Raw genomic sequence first — 17,037 nt, 5'->3', positions numbered from 1 at the left:
GTCGCTCACCCCACCAGCCGCAACCGCTGCGCGCACACCCCCACCTCCACCGTCTGCCCCCACGTCAGCTCCACCGCGTCCCCCTCCATCCCGTCCCCGAAGGCGATCAGCCGTTCGGACTCCACGGTGAGACGGAGACGGGCGCGGGCGGGGAGTTCACCGGCGGTCAGGGAGGTGCCGGTGGCCGGGGACGGCCAGGCCTCGCGCACGAACCACACCAGGCGGTGCTCCGTCGGCTCCGGCAGCCGCAGGCGGCCGCCCCGCTCCTGCCACACCGACCGGAGCCAGCCCGTGGCCCCCGTCCCCGTCCCCACCAGCACCCCGGAGGAAGCCTGGGCCTCGACGACACCCCCGTCGCCCTCCAGGCCCAGGCGGTATCGGGCGGTCTGATGACCGGCGGCGCCCAGATAGATCTCGTTCAGCGCGACGAGCCGCTGGGTGTCGTCCGCCACGGCCTCGACCATCGTCAGCTCCTCGACGCCCGCACCGGTCGCCGTCAGCAGCTTCGCGGTGTCGGACGAGCGGTGGCGTACCAGGACGCCCGGGTTGCGGCCCGGCTCGGTGTCGATGCCCACCACCGGCTGCCCGGAGAGGTACTTGGCCGCGTTGGCCACCAGACCGTCCTGCCCGACCACGACGACGACGTCCTCGGGGGCGAACAGGAAGCGGTCCAGGTCGGCCCGCTCGACCCGGGCCTGACGCCAGGTCAGCGGGATCGCGGCGGTCACCTCGGCCAGCGCCCGCCGGTCGCGCTCGTGGCGCTCGGCGACCTCGCGGATGTCCCGGCCCCGGGAGGAGAGGAAGAAGGCCGCCTGGCCGTGGGTGCCGTGGTGGGCCACCAACTCCTCGTACTCCGTGGTGCGATGGACCAGGACGGCCCGCGGCGCGAGACTCACTCCGGCTCCCGTGCGCCCAGCCTGGCCAGCAGTCCGGTCAGCACGTCCGGCGAGATCGTCACGCTGTCGATGTGCGGCAGGTTCTCCGCGAGCCGGGTCCCGGTGAGGGCGTGCAGGGTGGCGACGTCCACGTCCGCGTGGACCTGGAGCCACGCGGCCTGCGCCTGGGCCCGCGCCGCGCCGACCTCGCGTGCCCCCTCGGCCTCGGCACGGGACAGCCGTACCGCACGCGCCGCCTCCGCCTCGGCCCGTACCGCGTCGGCGGCGGCGTGCTCCTCCGCCTCCCGGCGGGCGTTGGTGCCCCGCTGTTCCACCAACTGCTCTTCCCTGCGGGCGAGTTCGATCTGGCTGGCGAGTTCGTTCTCGGCGATGGCGCGCTCCCGCTCGACGGCCACGGCCCGGCGTTCGTAGGTCGCCCGGTCCGCCTCCTGCTGGATCTGCTCGCGGGCCGGGGTGCGCAGCGCCCGCTCCACCTCGGGCTCGGGGCGGAGCGCCATCACGCGGACGGCGACCACCTCGATGCCGGTGGCCGGCAGCCGGGGTTCGGCCTCCAGGCCCGCCGCGATCCGCTCGCGCACCGCGGACACGCCGTCGACCAGCGCGGCGGCCAGGGAGGTCCGGGTCAGGACGTCGAGCGCGTGCTGCTGGGCCGTCTCCGTGAGCAGGGTGCCCAGTTGCTCCAGGGGCGAGCCCCGCCACACCCCGGTGTCCGGGTCGATGGAGAAGTCCAGGCGGGCGGCGGCGAGGGCCGGGTCGCCGATCCGGTAGGTCACGGTGGCCTGGACGGCCACGTCCTGGAAGTCGGACGTACGGGCGTGGAAGGTCATGGCCAACTCGCGGTCGTCGACCGGCACTTCGGAGAGCGCGGCGGTCAGTGCGCGGAACCAGAAGCTGAGTCCGGGGCCGTCGTGCAGCAGCTTGCCGCCGCGGTGGTGCCGGATGTGCGCCGTGGGCGCGCCGCGCAGGTGGCGCCAGCCGAGGCGCCGGGTGATGTCGGCCATCAGTTCCCCTCTTTTCGTCTGCACGACGATAAACGGACCTACTGTTTATCGTCAAGGGGACGACAACGGGAAATCCGTGCGAATCAAGGGGTCAAGAGGCCTTCCGTTGGTCAGGATGGAGGCATGGGATTCCATGTCGACTCCGAGGCCGGGCGGCTCAGCCGCGTCATCCTGCACCGGCCGGATCTGGAGCTCAAAAGGCTCACCCCCAGCAACAAGGACGCGCTGCTCTTCGACGACGTGCTGTGGGTGCGCCGGGCGCGCGCCGAGCACGACGGGTTCGCCGACGTGCTGCGCGACCGCGGGGTCGCCGTCCATCTCTTCGGCGACCTGCTCACCGAGGCCCTGGAGGTCCCGGCGGCCCGCTCCCTGGTCCTCGACCGTGTCTTCGACGAGAAGGAGTACGGCCCGCTCGCCACCGACCACCTCCGGTCCTGCTTCGAGACGCTGCCCGCCGCTGAACTGGCGGAGGCGCTGGTCGGCGGCATGACCAAGCGGGAGTTCCTGGAGACCCACGCGGAGCCGACCTCCGTGCGCTTCCACGTCATGGACCTGGACGACTTCCTCCTCGCCCCGCTGCCCAACCACCTCTTCACCCGCGACACCTCGGCCTGGATCTACGACGGTGTCTCCGTCAACGCCATGAAGTGGCCGGCCCGGCAGCGCGAGACGGTCCACTTCGAGGCGATCTACCGCCACCACCCGCTCTTCCGTGACGAGACGTTCCACCTCTGGTCCGAGGGGCAGGCCGACTACCCGTCCACCATCGAGGGCGGGGACGTCCTGGTCATCGGCAACGGCGCCGTCCTGATCGGCATGAGCGAGCGGACCACGCCCCAGGCCGTCGAGATGCTCGCCCACAAACTCTTCGCCGAGGGCTCCGCGCAGTCGATCGTGGCCCTCGACATGCCGAAGCGGCGGGCCTTCATGCACCTCGACACCGTGATGACGATGGTCGACGGCGACACCTTCACCCAGTACGCCGGGCTCGGCATGCTGCGGTCGTACACCATCGAGCCCGGCGCCGGCGACAAGGAGCTCAAGGTCACCGACCATCCGCCGGAGCACATGCACCGCGCGATCGCCGCCGCGCTCGGCCTGGACGCCATCCGGGTCCTGACCGCCACCCAGGACGTGCACGCCGCCGAGCGCGAGCAGTGGGACGACGGCTGCAACGTCCTCGCCGTCGAGCCCGGAGTCGTCGTCGCCTACGAGCGCAACGCCACCACCAACACCCATCTGCGCAAGCAGGGCATCGAGGTGATCGAGATCCCGGGCAGCGAGCTGGGGCGGGGGAGGGGCGGGCCGCGCTGTATGAGCTGTCCGGTGGAGAGGGAGGCCGTATAGAAAGGCCCGCAAGAAGGGGCGCTGTATAGAAATGCTGAACATCGTATAGACTTCCAGCGTCCTGTTCTCGTCCCTCTGGAGCGTCCCCATGGCGACCGTCCCCACCGCCCTCGCCGGGCGCCACTTCCTCAAGGAGCTCGACTTCACGGCGGAGGAGTTCCTCGGCCTGGTCGAACTGGCGGCCGAGCTGAAGGCCGCCAAGAAGGCGGGGACCGAGACGCGCCACCTGAACGGGAAGAACATCGCGCTGATCTTCGAGAAGACCTCCACGCGCACCCGGTGCGCCTTCGAGGTCGCGGCCGCGGACCAGGGCGCCTCCACGACGTACCTGGACCCGTCCGGCTCGCAGATCGGGCACAAGGAGTCCGTGCGGGACACCGCGCGCGTGCTCGGTCGTATGTACGACGGTATCGAGTACCGCGGGGACAGCCAGCAGAAGGTCGAGGAGCTCGCCGCGTACGCCGGGGTGCCGGTGTACAACGGGCTCACCGACGACTGGCACCCCACGCAGATGCTGGCCGACGTGCTGACGATGACCGAGCACACCGCCAAGCCGGTGCCGGAGATCGCCTTCGCCTACCTCGGTGACGCGCGGTTCAACATGGGGAACTCCTATCTGATCACCGGCGCGCTGCTCGGCATGGACGTCCGGATCGTCGCTCCCAAGACCTACTGGCCCGCGCAGGAGGTCGTCGAGCGGGCCCGCGCGCTCGCCCTGGACAGCGGGGCGCGGATCACCCTCACCGAGTCGCTGGAGGAGGGTGTCCTCGGGGCGGACTTCGTCGCCACCGACGTCTGGGTGTCCATGGGGGAGCCCAAGGAGGTCTGGGGCGAGCGGATCGCCGCGCTCGCGCCGTACGCCGTGACCATGGAGGTGCTGGGGGCCACGGGGAACGCGGACGTGAAGTTCCTGCACTGCCTCCCGGCCTTCCACGACCTCGGGACGAAGGTGGGCCAGGAGATCTTCGAGACCCACGGGCTGGCGTCCCTGGAGGTCACGGACGAGGTGTTCGAGTCGGCGCACTCGGTGGTGTTCGACGAGGCCGAGAACCGGCTGCACACGATCAAGGCGGTGCTGGTGGCGACCCTGGCCTGAGACGCCGGCCTAGCCGGTCGCGCCCGGGTTCCACTGGTGCGGCACCACCGGCAGCCGGAACCACACCGCCTTGCCGGTCTCGGTCGGGCGGTGGCCGCAGGACGAGCTGAGCGCCCTGATCAGGAGCAGACCGCGGCCGTGTTCCTGCCAGGGGTCCGGGTCCTTGGTGTCGGGCATGGTCAGCCGGCCCGGCGGCGCCGGGTCCGGGTCGTGCACCTCCACCTGGCAGCCGGTGGGCAGCAGCTCGACCACGAGCTCTATGGGCGTGTCCCCGGCCGTGTGCTCCACGGCGTTCGCCACCAGCTCGGCCGTCAGCAGCTCCGCGGTGTCGCAGTCCGCCCCGTGCTCCAGCTCGGCCAGCGCGGTGCGGACCAGGGCGCGCGCCACGGGCACGGCCGCGGCGGAGTGCGGCAGTGCGATGCGCCAGGAGGCGGAGGCGGAGGGGCGTTCTTGCAAGGCGGGTCCGTTCATGAGCAGGCTGTCCTGCTTTCAACCGTATGAATGGTACGGCGCCGTCGGCAGACTCGCCGGGCGGGCACCGTACGGGACCTTCGGCCCCGTTGGCAGGCGGCTTACCCGTAGCAACGGCTTGCCTCGCACGGCTGCTCCCACTGTTACCGCTCTATGCACGAGCGGTGACATCTCTATATTGCCCTCGTGACGACAGTCACGAATGAGTGATAACTTCGAAACGTGTCCGCGCCACCGTCCGAGGAGGCCGCACGTCATGAGTCCCTTCACCGGCTCCGCCACCCGCACCCCCGACTGGCGGCATCTACGCGTCGAGCTCACCGAAGGGGTCGCCACGGTCACCCTGGCCCGCCCCGAGAAACTCAACGCGCTCACCTTCGGCGCCTACGCCGACCTGCGCGACCTGCTCGCCGAGCTGTCCCGCGAGCGTTCCGTCCGGGCACTGGTCCTGGCCGGGGAGGGCCGCGGTTTCTGCTCCGGCGGCGACGTCGACGAGATCATCGGCGCGACCCTGGCCATGGACACCGCCCAGCTCCTCGACTTCAACCGGATGACGGGCCAGGTCGTACGGGCCGTACGGGAATGCCCGTTCCCGGTGATCGCGGCCGTGCACGGGGTGGCGGCGGGCGCCGGAGCGGTCCTGGCCCTCGCGGCGGACTTCCGCGTGGCCGACCCCACGGCCCGCTTCGCGTTCCTCTTCACCCGGGTCGGCCTGTCCGGCGGCGACATGGGCGCGGCCTATCTGCTGCCCAGGGTGGTCGGACTGGGCCACGCGACCCGCCTGCTGATGCTGGGCGAGCCGGTCCGAGCCCCGGAGGCCGAGCGCATCGGCCTGATCAGCGAGCTGGCCGAGGAGGGCCGAGCCGACGAGGCGGCCGCGCACCTGGCCCGCAGGCTGGCCGAGGGCCCGGCACTGGCGTATGCCCAGACGAAGGCCCTGCTCACGGCCGAGCTGGACATGCCGCTGGCGGCTTCGGTGGAGTTGGACGCCTCAACCCAGGCCCTCCTGATGAACGGCGAGGATTACGCAGAGTTCCACCGGGCCTTCACGGAGAAACGCCCTCCCAAATGGAGCGGACGGTGAGCTCAACGCCCCCGGGGGCGCGGGGCTGTGTTGAATATGCGGCTACCGCCGCGCGGGCGCGACCAGCCACAAGGCACCCGCAGCCGCCGACCAAGCCGAGCCGCCCCCTACGAATAGCGATCATCGGCGGCGGCCCCGGCGGCCTGTACGCGGCGGCCCTGCTCAAGCGCCTGGACCCAGACCGCCAAGTCACCGTCTGGGAACGCAACGCCCCCGACGACACCTTCGGCTTCGGCGTCGTCCTCTCCGACGAAACCCTGGGCGGCATCGAACACGCGGACCCTCAGGTCTACGAGGCCCTCCAAAACCACTTCACCCGCTGGGACGACATCGACATCGTCCACAGAGGAACCCGCCACACCTCCGGAGGCCACGGCTTCGCCGCACTCGGCCGCAAACGACTCCTCGAAATACTGCACGACCGCTGCCGCGCCCTGGGCGTGGACCTTCGCTTCCGGACGACGGCCCCCGCCGGCCTGGAGCGCACCCACGACCTCGTCATAGCCGCCGACGGAGTCAACAGCACAACACGCGGGACCCACACCCATGTGTTCCGCCCCCATGTGACCCCGCACCACTGCCGCTACATCTGGCTGGCCGCGGACTTCCCCTTCGACGCGTTCCGTTTCGAGATCGCCGAGACCGAGTACGGCGTGATGCAACTGCACGGCTACCCGTACGCGCCCGACGCCTCCACCGTGATCATCGAGATGCGCGAGGAGGTGTGGCGGGCGGCCGGCTTCGCCGAACAGGACACGGCGGATTCCGTCGACCGCTGCGCCAAGATCTTCGCGGAAGCCCTCCGCGGCCGCCCCCTGCGCGCCGACAAGTCCACCTGGACCACCTTCCGCACGGTCGTCAGCGAGCACTGGTCCCACGGCAACACCGTGCTGCTCGGCGACGCCGCCCACACCGCCCACTTCTCCATCGGCTCCGGCACCAAGCTCGCCGTCGAGGACGCCCTCGCCCTGGCCGCCTGCCTGGAGGAACAGCCCTCGCTGGAAGCGGCGTTGGCCGCCTACGAGGCGGAACGCCGACCCGTCGTCGCCTCCACGCAACGCGCGGCCCTCGCCAGCCTGGAGTGGTTCGAGAACCTCGCCCTGTACCTCGACCAGCCGCCTCGCCAGTTCGCCTTCAACCTGCTCACCCGCAGCCGCCGCGTCACCCACGACAACCTGCGACTGCGCGACGCCCGCTTCACCGGCGCCGTGGAGCGGGAGTTCGGCTGCGAGCCCGGAACGCCCCCGATGTTCACGCCGTTCCGACTGCGCGGACTGACCCTGCGCAACCGGGTCGTGGTGTCGCCGATGGACATGTACTCCGCCGTCGACGGCCTCCCCGGCGACTTCCACCTGGTCCACCTCGGCGCCCGGGCGCTGGGCGGCGCCGGACTGGTGATGACCGAGATGGTGTGCGTGTCGCCCGAGGGCCGGATCACCCCCGGCTGCACCGGCCTCTACGACGGCGAGCAGGCCGAGGCCTGGAAGCGGATCACCGACTTCGTGCACACCCGCACGCCGGGCACCGCGATCGGCGTGCAGCTGGGCCACAGCGGCCGCAAGGGCTCGACCAAGCTGATGTGGGAGGGCATCGACGAACCCCTGGCGGAAGGGAACTGGCCCGTCGTGGCCCCGTCCCCGATCCCGTACCAGCCCTTCAACCAGACCCCGCGCGAGCTCACCCCCGTCCAACTCGCCGAGATCCGCGAGCAGTTCACCGCGGCCGCCCGGCGTGCCGACCGCGCCGGCTTCGACCTGCTCGAACTGCACTGCGCCCACGGCTACCTGCTCTCCGGCTTCCTGTCGCCGCTGACCAACCGCCGCACCGACGGCTACGGCGGCTCGCTCGCCGGACGCCTCCGCTTCCCGCTGGAGGTCTTCGACGCCGTCAGGGAGGTGTGGCCGCGGGAACGGCCCATGACCGTCCGCATCTCCGCCACCGACTGGGCCGAGGGCGGCAACACCGCCGAGGACGCCGTCGAGATCGCCCGCGCCTTCGCCGCGCACGGCGCCGACGCGATCGACGTGTCCACCGGGCAGGTCGTGGCCGAGGAGCGGCCGGAGTACGGACGCTCCTACCAGACGCCGTACGCCGACCGGATCCGCCACGAGACCGGCGTGCCGGTGATCGCGGTCGGCGCGATCTCCTCCTGGGACGACGTCAACTCGCTGATCCTGGCCGGACGTACGGACTTGTGCGCGCTGGCCCGCCCGCACCTCTACGACCCGCACTGGACACTGCACGCGGCCGCCGAGCAGGGTTACGAAGGTCCCGGTGCCGTCTGGCCCGACCCGTACCGCGCGGGCAGCCGGCGCCCGCAGACCGGACGCACGGACGCTCCCAAGCCCCGCCTGACCCTGGGTACTTGAGCGCCGGGCCGGCTCGCACCGGCTTCAGGGATCACAGGCCCACGAAAGCGGCGCCGGCGTCCCGCAGCCGCTCGTGCAACCCCCGGAACACCGCCGCCGCCCGCTCGCCCGGCCAGTCCCCCGGGAGCAGCGGGGCGGGCAGACCGGGGTCCGCGTAGGGGAGATGGCGCCAGGAGTCGAGGGCGAGGAGGTAGTCGCGGTAGGCCTCCTCGGGCGGGGTGTCGGCCCGGTCCTCCCAGTCGTGCAGCACGGGCGCGTGGCGGTCCAGGAACGCCTCGTGCTCCTTGGCGATCGCGGCCAGGTCCCACCAGCGGGCGACGGCCTCGACGGTCGCCGCGAAGCCGAGGTGCTCACCGCGGAAGAAGTCGACGTACGCCTCCAGGCGCAGCCGCTGAAGGGTGTGCCGGGCCTCCTCGTAGAGCCGCGCCGGGGCGATCCACACCCCGGGGGCCGCCGTGCCGAAGCCGAGCCCGGCCAGGCGGGAGCGCAGCACGTGCCGCTTCTGCCGCTCCGACTCCGGCACCGAGAACACGGCGAGCACCCAGCCCTCGTCCTCGGGCGGCCGTACGGCGTAGATGCGCCGGTCGCCGTCGTCGAGCAACTGGCGGGCGTCCGGCGAGAGTTCGTAGCCGGCCGCGCCCTGCGCCGTACGGGCCGGAAGCAGGAGCCCGCGCCGTTTGAGCCGGGACACCGAGGACCGCACGGACGGCGCGTCCACGCCGACCGCGGCCAGCAGCCGGATCAGTTCGGCGACGGGCACGGGACCCGGGACGAAGCGGCCGTAGGCGCCGTAGAGCGTGACGATGAGAGACCGTGGTGCATGCTGGTCGGACACGTTGATCATCTTAGGTCGTGTGGATCGCTGCTGGTCACATGGGTGCGCAGCCGGAACCGCTGGAGCTTGCCGGTCGCCGTGCGCGGCAGCGCGTCCATGAGGACGATCTCGCGGGGGCATTTGTAGGGCGCCAGTTCGGCCTTGACGAACGTGCGCAGCGCCTCGGTGTCCCGCTCGACGCCCTCCTTGAGGACGACGTAGGCCACGACCACCTGACCGCGGGCCTCGTCGGCCCGTCCCACCACGGCCGCCTCGACGACGTCCGGGTGCCGCAGGAGCGCGTCCTCGACCTCCGGGCCCGCGATGTTGTACCCGGCCGAGATGATCATGTCGTCCGCGCGGGCCACATAGCGGAAGTACCCATCGGTTTCCCGGATGTATGTGTCCCCGGTGATGTTCCAGCCGTCCCGCACGTACTCGCGCTGGCGTGGGTCGGCGAGGTAGCGGCAGCCGACGGGACCGCGCACGGCGAGCAGTCCGGGTTCGCCGTCGGGCTGTTCGCGGCCCGACTCGTCGACCACGCGCGCCCGCCACCCGGGCACGGGCACCCCGGTCGTCCCGGGCCGGATGTGCTCGTCGGCCGCGGAGATGAAGATGTGCAACAGCTCGGTGGCACCGATGCCGTTGACGATCCCCAGCCCGGTCCGCTCCTGCCAGGCCCGCCAGGTCGCCGCCGGCAGGTTCTCGCCCGCGGAGACACAGCGGCGCAGGGACGAGACGTCGTACGCGTCGAGCTCGTCCAGCATCGCGCGGTAGGCCGTGGGGGCGGTGAACAGGACGGAGACCCGGTGCTCGGCGACGGCGGGCAGCAGCTGTCTGGGACCGGCGTGTTCGAGGAGGAGGGAGCTGGCGCCCGCGCGCATCGGGAAGATCACCAGGCCGCCGAGCCCGAAGGTGAAACCGAGCGGGGGACTGCCGGCGAACACGTCGTCCACATGTGGTTGCAGCACATGCTTGGAGAAGGTGTCGGCTATCGCGAGCACATCCCGGTGGAAGTGCATACAGCCCTTGGGCCGTCCGGTGGTCCCCGAGGTGAAGGCGATCAGCGCCACGTCGTCGGCCGCCGTCTGCACGGCGCTGTACGGCGTCCCGGGCGCCTCGCGGTTCAGGAGGTCGTCGGGGCCGTCGCCGCCGTAGGTCGTGATCCTGAGGCCCGGTATCTCGGCCTTGGCGAGGTCGTCGACGGCGCGTATGTCGCACAGGGCGTGCTGGATGCGCGCGATCTCGCACATGGTGGCCAGCTCGTGCGGCCGCTGCTGGGCCAGCACGGTCACGGCGACCGCGCCCGCCTTCAGGACCGCCAGCCAGCAGGCCGCGAGCCAGGGCGTGGTCGGGCCGCGCAGCAGGACGCGGTTGCCGGGGACCACCCCGAGGTCCCCGGTGAGCAGGTGTGCCAGCCGGTCCACGCGGGCGCGCAGTGTGCCGTACGTCCAGGTGTCCCCGGCGGGGGTGTGGAAGACCGGCCGGTCGTCGGGCGGGCCCGTCAGCAGTTCGGCGGCGCAGTTCAGCCGAACGGGGTACCGCAGCTCCGGCAGGTCGAAGCGGAGCTCCGGCCACTGGTCCGGGGGCGGGAGGTGGTCGCGCGCGAAGGTGTCGACATGGGCCGAGACGTTCATGGCGGGTCGCCCCCTGCCTTGTGGGCGTCGATGGTGGGCTCGCACAAGGAGCGTATCGTGTTGGTGACGACAGTCAACGGCACGCGATACTGTCGTGGGGCCCTGTCGAGAGAGGGGACCGGCAATGCCCGCATTCTCGCTCGAACCGTCACAGACCGCCCGTTGTGCGGAACTGCGCACCCTCGCCGCGGAACGGCTGCGCCCGCTCGCGGAGAAGGGCGAGCCGGGCCGGGTCAACCGTCCGCTCATCGCCGAGCTGGGCCGACTCGGCCTGCTGGAGCGGCTGTTCACCTCCGGCGCGCTGGACCTCTGCCTGATGCGGGAGTCCCTCGCCCGCGCCTGCACGGAGGCCGAGACAGCTCTCGCTCTCCAGGGCCTGGGCGCCCACCCCGTCCACGCCCACGGCACCCCGGCCCAGCGGGAACGCTGGCTGCCCGCGGTGAGCGAGGGCAGCGCGGTGGCGGCGTTCGCACTGAGCGAGCCGGGGGCGGGGTCGGACGCGGCAGCGCTGGGGCTGCGGGCGGAGCGGGAGTCGGTGGGGGCGGGGGCGGCGGAGCGGGAGTCGGTGGGGGCGGGGGCGGCGGAAAGGGAGCCGGTGGGGCCGGGTGCGGCCAAGGTGGGGCAGGCGGAGGCCGACGCGGCGGTGCCGGGATGGCGGGCGGAACTCAAGGGGGCCGGGGCGGGCTCGGCGGCACCGGGGGCGGGCGCTGCGGTGCCGGGGTGGCGGGCGGAGCTGAAGGGGGACGGGGCGGGCTCGGCGGCACCGGGGGTGCGGACCGAGCGGGAGACGGTTCCGGGGGCCGAGGCGCCGGCTCAGCCGGTCGCCGTCCCCGACGGTGCCTCCCGTTGGCGGCTCACCGGCGAGAAGTGCTGGATCTCCAACGCTCCCGAGGCCGACTTCTACACCGTCTTCGCCCGGACCACGCCCGGCGCCGGCGCCCGGGGCGTGACCGCCTTCCTCGTGCCCGCCGACCGGCCGGGGCTCACCGGGAGCGCGCTCGACATGCTCTCCCCGCACCCCATCGGTGCCCTCGCCTTCGACGCCGTGCCGGTCGGCGCCGACGACGTCCTCGGTGAGGTCGACCGCGGATTCCGGGTCGCGATGGACACGCTCAACCTCTTCCGGCCCAGCGTCGGCGCCTTCGCGGTCGGCATGGCGCAGGCGGCACTGGACGCGACCCTCGCGCACACCGCCGGGCGGGACGCGTTCGGCGGCAAGTTGCGGGACCTCCAGAGCGTCGCCCACACGGTCGCCGAGATGGCGCTGCGCACGGACGCGGCCCGGCTCATGGTGTACGCGGCGGCGACGGCGTACGACGAAGGCGCCCCGGACGTGCCGAAGCGGGCGGCGATGGCGAAGCTGCTCGCGACCGAGACCGCGCAGTACGTGGTCGACACCGCGGTCCAACTCCACGGCGCCCGCGCCCTTCAGCGCGGTCATCTGCTGGAGCACCTGTACCGGGAGGTGCGCGCCCCGCGGATCTACGAGGGGGCGAGCGAGGTTCAACGGGGCATCATCGCCAAGGAGTTGTACGCGAACCCGGAGGCGCCGTGAGCGCTGCTGAATCGGAGGCCCCGTGAGTGCCGAGCGCATCAACCCGCCCGAGCTGTCCCCGTCCACCGGCTTCTCGCACGCGGTCGTCGCCACCGGGTCGCGGGTGGTCTTCCTGGCGGGGCAGACGGCCCTGGACGCCGACGGCAAGGTGGTGGGGGAGACCCTGCCCGAGCAGTTCGAGCGGGCGCTCACCAATCTGCTGACCGCGCTGCGGGCGGCGGGGGGCACGCCCGCTGACCTCGCCCGCGTCACCGTCTACGCCACCGACATCGCCGACTACCGCGCCCACGTCCGTGAACTGGGGGGCATCTGGCGGGAGTTGGCGGGCCGGGACTACCCGGCCATGGCGGTCGTGGAGGTCGTACGACTGTGGGACGACCAGGCGGCGGTGGAACTCGACGGGTTCGCGGTACTGCCCTAACCTCCGCAGCCTCCGCCCACCTGCCCGGGATCGAACTCCGCGGAGTCTCAGGCGGCGACGGTCAGGTGGTCGACCTGCACCCGGTGCGGAGCGACGACGCGGCCGTCGGGCAGCAGCTCACCGGTGTCGTCGAAGACGATCGCGCCGTTGCACAGCAGGTTCCAGCCCTGCTCGGGGTGGGCGGCGACGACGTGCGGAGCGGTGCTGTCGGACGCAGGGCACGAAGACTGGTGAGAACACATGGCGCACCTCCACATTGGTGGGACCGTCCCCATGGGGTCCGTATCCGTATGTGTAGACCATGCCCCCGCCGCGAACTCATCGGAACGGCCCGCCGTGAAGCGTGACAACACGCGGACAACTCTCGGACCGTTCCACGACGCTCGATGCGGACTCGCCACCGAAGGAGTGACGATCACGGCTGTCGGCGCGCGTTCCCGGTAGCAGTGGAGGCCCCGCTCCACTCATCCGGGAGGTACCCCATGTCCGTCCGCACCGCCCTCGCCGCCACCGCCGGTGCCGCGCTGTTCCTGCTCGTCGTCCCCGCGCTGCCCGCGCACGCCGACCCGTACGAGACCGTCACCGTCGACCCCGTCGGCCGTATCGCCGCGGACGGCACCGTCACGCTCTCCGGCACCTACCGCTGCACCGGCAGCACGGGTCCCGTGTTCGTCAGCTCCTCCGTGGGACAGGGCTCCTCGTCGGTCCGGCAGGGCATCGGCGGCACCCGCGCGGTGTGCGACGGTGTCGAGCACGTCTGGGCCAACACCGGCAAGCCCACCCCGGGCTCCCTCGAGCCGGGCCAGGCCCGGGTGGAGGCCACCCTCATGGAGCTCAGCCCCCAGGGCGGCCTGCCGCTGCCCCGCTTCCACGCGCTCGGGCAGCAGGACATCACGCTGACGAAGAGCTGAGCGCGGCCGGGCCCGCCGACCGGTGCCGGGGGCGGCCTCGTTCACCGCACGAGTCTGATCTCCGGAGGCCACAGCACCCCGTCGGCCAACAGCAGTGCGGGGCCCAGGTGCGGGGGACACACCACCAGCGGTGGCCGCGCGTGGCAGGAGATCTCGAAACGGGCCGGGGCCCCGCACACCTCCCCGTCCCGCGGCCCGGAGTGCCGGCTCGCGCACCGCAGCGCGGGCGTGGCGTCCGCGGCGGTCACGAGACGCCCGCCGGTATGTCCGGGGGCTGTTCGAGGGCGGCCGGGGCCATGGTCTCCTCCTCCGAGCAGGCGGGCGGCGGGGCGGGGGCGGGGCCGCGGTGGGGCCCCGGCGGGGGCAGGCGGCCTTGCACAGGCCGGAGGGGCCCACCCCATGCCCTGCCCTCACGCTAGGAAGGCGCGGCGCGGACGGCCCGCCCGGGGGGCCGTTCGGGTGAGTCCTCCGCCCTGTACCGGCCGCCCCCTGCCGCCGGCCCTGGAAGATTTTCGTTGCCGGGGACGATCCAGGTGATTACGGTCGGCCCCATGGTGGATCACGGGGTGGTTGACGAAGCCACGCGCGCGGCCAAGCTGTTGGACGCCCAGGCGAAGGCCGAGCGGCTGTTCACGGAGATCGAGGCGCGCGGACTGATCGCGCCGGGCGAGGGGGAGCGGGCGGTCAGCGACCGGATCCGGGACCTGGCCAACGAGCTGTTCGGCACCACCCGGCACTGGCACAAGCGGGTCGTGCGCGCCGGACCGAACACGCTCCGGCCGTACCGGGAGAACCCGCCGGACCGCGTGATCGGCGCGGACGACATCGTCTTCGCCGACTTCGGTCCGATCTTCGAGGAGTACGAGGCCGACTTCGGCCGCACCTTCGTGCTCGGCGACGACCCGGTCAAGCACCGCCTCCGCGACGACCTGCCGCGGATCTTCGCCGCGGGCCGGAGCCGTTTCGAGGCCGACCCGGACATCACCGGCGCGCGCCTGTACGCCGAGGTGGCGGGGCTGGCCGCCAAGTCAGGCTGGCAGCTGGGCGGTTGGCACGCCGGGCACCTGGTCGGCGAGTTCCCGCACGAGTGGATCGACGGCGCCGACGTGGAGTCGTACATCGCCCCCGCCAATGACACGCCCCTGCGCCGTACCGACAAGGCGGGACGCCGCTGCCACTGGATCCTGGAGATCCATCTCATCGACGGCGAGCGGGAGTTCGGCGGCTTCTACGAGGAACTGCTCACCCTCTGACCCCGCTCAGGCGCGGTCGATGTGCACGTTCGTCGACTTCACGCGGGCGGTGGCCTCCACGCCGACCTCCAGGCCGAGTTCCTCCACGGCCTCCCGCGTCAGCAGGGACACCAGCCGGTGCGGTCCCGCCTGGATCTCCACCTGGGCCGCGACATCGCCGAGCTTCACGGCGGTGACGATGCCGGGGAAGGCGTTGCGGACGGAGGTGTGGGAGATCTCCTCCTCACCGCCGTCGCCGCCCTTGGCGAGCTCCACGGAGAAGGCGGCCAGGTCCTTCCCGTCGATGAGACGCCGCCCGCCCTCGTCCCGGTGCGTGGGAACCCGCCCGGCGTCCGCCCACCGCCGTGCGGTGTCGGGACTCACGCCGAGCAGCCGTGCGGCCTGGCCGATCGTGTAGGACTGCATAGGCGCCAAGATAGGCGATCCACGTCAGCGGGACGCGCGCCGGCAGGTGGTGAGGTTTTGCCGGAACGGCAACAGCACTGGCCTGACCGGAACGCGAAGGGCGACGGTGGACCCGTGACTCACGACAACGCGGGATCGACCGCATTCAGGACTCCCTTGCCCACCGACGCGTACGCCGGAGACCCCGAGGTACGGGCGGAGTGGGACCACCGCTACGCCGACCGGCCCCAGCTGTGGAGCGGCCGGCCCAACGGCGCGCTGGTGTCCGAGGTCGCCGGGCTCACGCCCGGACGGGTGCTCGACGTCGGCTGCGGCGAGGGCGCCGATGCCGTCTGGCTCGCGCGCGGCGGCTGGGAGGTCACCGCGCTGGAGGTCTCGGGCGTGGCGCTGGAGCGGGCCGCGGGGCACGCGCGCGACGCCGGCGTCACCGTGCAATGGGTGCACGCCGAACTGACGGAAGCGGCCCTCGTAACCGGCTCCTTCGACCTGGTCTCCGCGCAGTACCCGGCCCTGCTGCGCACCCCCGACGCCGCCGCCGAGCGGGCGCTGCTCGCGGCGGTCGCCCCCGGTGGCGTGCTGCTGGTCGTGCACCACGCGGGGATGGACGTCCGGCACCCGCACGACAGCGAGTTCGACCCGGCCGACTACGTCTGGCCCGCGATGATCGCCGCGCTGTTCGACGACGACTGGGAGGTGCAGGTGGACGAGCAGCGCCCCCGGGTGGCCCCCGACGGAGGCGCCGGCGCGCACCACGCCGACGACGTGGTGCTGCGGGCCCGCCGACTGCGCTGACGGTTCACGCGGTGAGGGTCAGTGCCGGACCTTCACCTTGCTGATGGCCGCGACGCCCACCGCGGCGAGGGCGATCTGGATGATCCACTCGATCCAGTCGACGCCCTTGGTGTCGGCGACGTCGAGGCCGGCGGCGATGCCGGTGCCGATGAGCGCGGCGACGATGCCGATGAGGATCGTCCACAGGATGCCGATGTGCTGGCGGCCCGGGACGACAAGTCGGCCCAGGACGCCGATCACGATGCCGATGACGATCGCGCTGATGATGCCTGAGATCTCCATGAGCGGTCTGCCACTCCTCGGTTGAGTCGTTGGTGGCATGCGAGTGCCCGTTCGAACCGAGACCACTCCGCCTCATGTAGGGAACAGATAAAGAATCCTGCGGTCTACAGGTACGGGGTGATGGTGGGCAGCAGGTCCTGGAAGGTACGGCCGGTGGACGGTTCGCCGATCGCCTGCATCGCCCAGCCGCCGGACCCGCGTCGGACCTTCGCCATGATCTGCGCGGTGTGCCGCCCGCCGCCGGTGAGGGTGTAGCGGGCGAGTTCGGTGCCGGTGGTCTCGTCGACGAGGCGGCAGAAGGCGTTCTGGACCTCGGCGAAGGTCTGGCCGGTGAACGAGTTGACGGTGAAGACGATCTGGTCGACATGGGCGGGTACCCGGGTCAGGTCGACGAGGATCGACTCGTCGTCCCCGCCGGTGCCGGCGCCGCCGGTGAGGTTGTCGCCGGTGTGCCGGACGGAGCCGTCGTTACTGGTCAGGTGCTGGAAGAAGACGACGTCCACGGGCTCGCCGCCGGCGAAGAGCACCGCGGAGGCGTCGAGGTCGATCTCGCCCCCTCCGGTCAGCTTGGCGAGGAAGCCCTTGCGGGGCGCGGCCTGCCAGCCCAGGCCCATGCGGACGGTGGTGAGGGCGTTGCCGTCGGCCTTCTGCAGGCTGACCTGCTGGCCCTTGTTCAGGTTGATCGACATGCGGGAGCCTCTCG

Annotated in this window: 19 protein-coding genes; 9 read left to right on the top strand and 10 right to left on the bottom strand. The window is 72.1% G+C overall.

Annotation, left to right across the window (positions count from 1 at the left end; all coding sequences use genetic code 11):
• Positions 1–5: 5 nt before the first annotated feature.
• The gene (locus ACFULQ_RS05740) at positions 6–896 is read right to left on the bottom strand and encodes a hypothetical protein (RefSeq protein WP_383538626.1); all 891 of its coding nucleotides are present in this window, start codon (positions 894–896) and stop codon (positions 6–8) included.
• Positions 893–1,897 carry an SPFH domain-containing protein gene (locus ACFULQ_RS05735; RefSeq protein ID WP_383538623.1) on the bottom strand — a complete coding sequence of 335 codons (1,005 nt, stop codon included), beginning with the start codon at positions 1,895–1,897 and terminating at the stop codon, positions 893–895. Before ACFULQ_RS05735 ends, ACFULQ_RS05740 begins: the two co-directional genes overlap by 4 nt.
• A gap of 123 nt (positions 1,898–2,020) precedes the next feature.
• Between ACFULQ_RS05735 and ACFULQ_RS05730 the strand changes: the two genes are divergently transcribed.
• Both ACFULQ_RS05730 and argF read left to right on the top strand, forming a co-directional pair.
• Positions 2,021–3,244, top strand: a complete 1,224-nt coding sequence (locus ACFULQ_RS05730) for an arginine deiminase (protein WP_383538620.1) — start codon at positions 2,021–2,023, stop codon at positions 3,242–3,244.
• Positions 3,245–3,332: 88 nt separating this feature from the next.
• Entirely contained in the window at positions 3,333–4,340 is a 1,008-nt protein-coding gene (gene argF, locus ACFULQ_RS05725; RefSeq protein WP_383538618.1) for an ornithine carbamoyltransferase, read from the top strand.
• Between the two features lie 9 nt (positions 4,341–4,349).
• Here argF and ACFULQ_RS05720 read toward each other — a convergent pair whose 3' ends face one another.
• On the bottom strand, positions 4,350–4,811 hold the full coding sequence (locus tag ACFULQ_RS05720) for an ATP-binding protein (RefSeq protein ID WP_383538616.1): 462 nt from the start codon (positions 4,809–4,811) through the stop codon (positions 4,350–4,352).
• A 256-nt stretch (positions 4,812–5,067) separates the two neighbouring features.
• Between ACFULQ_RS05720 and ACFULQ_RS05715 the strand changes: the two genes are divergently transcribed.
• Both ACFULQ_RS05715 and ACFULQ_RS05710 read left to right on the top strand, forming a co-directional pair.
• Positions 5,068–5,895 carry an enoyl-CoA hydratase family protein gene (locus ACFULQ_RS05715; RefSeq protein WP_383538614.1) on the top strand — a complete coding sequence of 276 codons (828 nt, stop codon included), beginning with the start codon at positions 5,068–5,070 and terminating at the stop codon, positions 5,893–5,895.
• The gene (locus tag ACFULQ_RS05710) at positions 5,880–8,264 is read left to right on the top strand and encodes a bifunctional salicylyl-CoA 5-hydroxylase/oxidoreductase (protein WP_383538612.1); all 2,385 of its coding nucleotides are present in this window, start codon (positions 5,880–5,882) and stop codon (positions 8,262–8,264) included. Before ACFULQ_RS05715 ends, ACFULQ_RS05710 begins: the two co-directional genes overlap by 16 nt.
• A gap of 31 nt (positions 8,265–8,295) precedes the next feature.
• Here the strand turns inward: ACFULQ_RS05710 and ACFULQ_RS05705 are convergent, their stop codons facing one another.
• Positions 8,296–9,108, bottom strand: coding sequence for a PaaX family transcriptional regulator C-terminal domain-containing protein (locus ACFULQ_RS05705; RefSeq protein WP_383538610.1), 813 nt, complete (start codon positions 9,106–9,108; stop codon positions 8,296–8,298).
• Positions 9,105–10,715, bottom strand: a complete 1,611-nt coding sequence (locus ACFULQ_RS05700; RefSeq protein WP_383538608.1) for an AMP-binding protein — start codon at positions 10,713–10,715, stop codon at positions 9,105–9,107. The genes ACFULQ_RS05705 and ACFULQ_RS05700 overlap by 4 nt, the downstream gene beginning before the upstream one ends.
• Positions 10,716–10,839: 124 nt before the next feature.
• Between ACFULQ_RS05700 and ACFULQ_RS05695 the strand changes: the two genes are divergently transcribed.
• Together ACFULQ_RS05695 and ACFULQ_RS05690 are read left to right on the top strand one after the other, a co-directional pair.
• On the top strand, positions 10,840–12,270 hold the full coding sequence (locus ACFULQ_RS05695; RefSeq protein ID WP_383538605.1) for an acyl-CoA dehydrogenase family protein: 1,431 nt from the start codon (positions 10,840–10,842) through the stop codon (positions 12,268–12,270).
• Positions 12,271–12,292: 22 nt separating this feature from the next.
• Positions 12,293–12,691 (top strand): RidA family protein, encoded by a 399-nt coding sequence (locus ACFULQ_RS05690; protein WP_383538604.1) that lies wholly within the window; start codon positions 12,293–12,295, stop codon positions 12,689–12,691.
• 47 nt (positions 12,692–12,738) lie between these two features.
• Here the strand turns inward: ACFULQ_RS05690 and ACFULQ_RS05685 are convergent, their stop codons facing one another.
• Positions 12,739–12,933, bottom strand: a complete 195-nt coding sequence (locus ACFULQ_RS05685) for a DUF5999 family protein (RefSeq protein ID WP_383538602.1) — start codon at positions 12,931–12,933, stop codon at positions 12,739–12,741.
• A 240-nt stretch (positions 12,934–13,173) separates the two neighbouring features.
• On the opposite strand from ACFULQ_RS05685, the gene ACFULQ_RS05680 reads away from it, so the two are divergent.
• The gene (locus tag ACFULQ_RS05680; protein ID WP_383538599.1) at positions 13,174–13,602 is read left to right on the top strand and encodes a DUF6299 family protein; all 429 of its coding nucleotides are present in this window, start codon (positions 13,174–13,176) and stop codon (positions 13,600–13,602) included.
• A gap of 41 nt (positions 13,603–13,643) precedes the next feature.
• On the opposite strand, the gene ACFULQ_RS05675 is transcribed toward ACFULQ_RS05680, so the two are convergent.
• The gene (locus tag ACFULQ_RS05675; protein WP_383538597.1) at positions 13,644–13,850 is read right to left on the bottom strand and encodes a hypothetical protein; all 207 of its coding nucleotides are present in this window, start codon (positions 13,848–13,850) and stop codon (positions 13,644–13,646) included.
• A 303-nt stretch (positions 13,851–14,153) separates the two neighbouring features.
• Here ACFULQ_RS05675 and ACFULQ_RS05670 point away from each other — a divergent pair, with 303 nt between their 5' ends.
• Positions 14,154–14,855 carry a M24 family metallopeptidase gene (locus tag ACFULQ_RS05670; RefSeq protein WP_383538594.1) on the top strand — a complete coding sequence of 234 codons (702 nt, stop codon included), beginning with the start codon at positions 14,154–14,156 and terminating at the stop codon, positions 14,853–14,855.
• Positions 14,856–14,861: 6 nt separating this feature from the next.
• On the opposite strand, the gene ACFULQ_RS05665 is transcribed toward ACFULQ_RS05670, so the two are convergent.
• Complete coding sequence (locus ACFULQ_RS05665; protein ID WP_383538591.1) at positions 14,862–15,260, bottom strand: molybdopterin-binding protein; 399 nt, start codon at positions 15,258–15,260, stop codon at positions 14,862–14,864.
• Positions 15,261–15,374: 114 nt separating this feature from the next.
• Here ACFULQ_RS05665 and ACFULQ_RS05660 point away from each other — a divergent pair, with 114 nt between their 5' ends.
• The gene (locus ACFULQ_RS05660) at positions 15,375–16,052 is read left to right on the top strand and encodes a class I SAM-dependent methyltransferase (protein WP_383538589.1); all 678 of its coding nucleotides are present in this window, start codon (positions 15,375–15,377) and stop codon (positions 16,050–16,052) included.
• A gap of 18 nt (positions 16,053–16,070) precedes the next feature.
• Here the strand turns inward: ACFULQ_RS05660 and ACFULQ_RS05655 are convergent, their stop codons facing one another.
• Together ACFULQ_RS05655 and ACFULQ_RS05650 are read right to left on the bottom strand one after the other, a co-directional pair.
• Positions 16,071–16,334 carry a GlsB/YeaQ/YmgE family stress response membrane protein gene (locus ACFULQ_RS05655; protein WP_383538586.1) on the bottom strand — a complete coding sequence of 88 codons (264 nt, stop codon included), beginning with the start codon at positions 16,332–16,334 and terminating at the stop codon, positions 16,071–16,073.
• 104 nt (positions 16,335–16,438) lie between these two features.
• The gene (locus tag ACFULQ_RS05650) at positions 16,439–17,023 is read right to left on the bottom strand and encodes a TerD family protein (protein WP_383538584.1); all 585 of its coding nucleotides are present in this window, start codon (positions 17,021–17,023) and stop codon (positions 16,439–16,441) included.
• Positions 17,024–17,037 lie beyond the last annotated feature (14 nt).

It is taken from the genome of Streptomyces sp. NPDC057253, from assembly GCF_042669125.1.
In the GTDB taxonomy this organism is placed as follows: Bacteria; Actinomycetota; Actinomycetes; order Streptomycetales; family Streptomycetaceae; genus Streptomyces.
The sequence above is the reverse complement of the archived record's forward strand: the minus strand, read 5'-3'. Positions and strand labels throughout refer to the sequence as shown.